The sequence below is a fragment of the Rhodovulum tesquicola genome, from assembly GCF_024128855.1.
GTDB lineage: Bacteria > Pseudomonadota > Alphaproteobacteria > Rhodobacterales > Rhodobacteraceae > Rhodovulum > Rhodovulum tesquicola.
In genome coordinates this window covers 1-310 of the sequence record NZ_JAMYDV010000072.1, presented here as the reverse complement: position 1 = coordinate 310, position 310 = coordinate 1, and the positions used below count along the sequence as shown (strand labels likewise).

Here is a 310-nt window from a genome sequence, read left to right as displayed (position 1 = left end):
GGGCGTCGGAGGATCTGTCGCACCGGACCGAGAACCAGGCGGCGACGCTGGAGGAGACGGCGGCGGCGCTGGACGAGCTGACCTCGAGCGTGCGCTCGGCGGCCGACAGCGCGGCCGAGGTCGAGGGCGTTGTGCGCGCGGCGCGCGGCGATGCCGAGGCCTCGGGCCGGGTGGTGACCGATGCGGTCGGCGCGATGTCCGAGATCAAGCGCTCGTCCGACGAGATCAGCCAGATCATCGGGGTGATCGACGACATCGCCTTCCAGACCAACCTTCTGGCGCTGAACGCGGGCGTCGAGGCGGCGCGGGC

General features: G+C 72.6%; 1 protein-coding gene. It reads left to right on the top strand.

Going from position 1 to position 310, the window contains the following annotated elements; translation table 11 throughout:
* Window positions 1-310, top strand: a 310-nt coding sequence (locus NHN26_RS17420) for a methyl-accepting chemotaxis protein (protein WP_253090553.1), incomplete at both ends; no start/stop codon positions are given.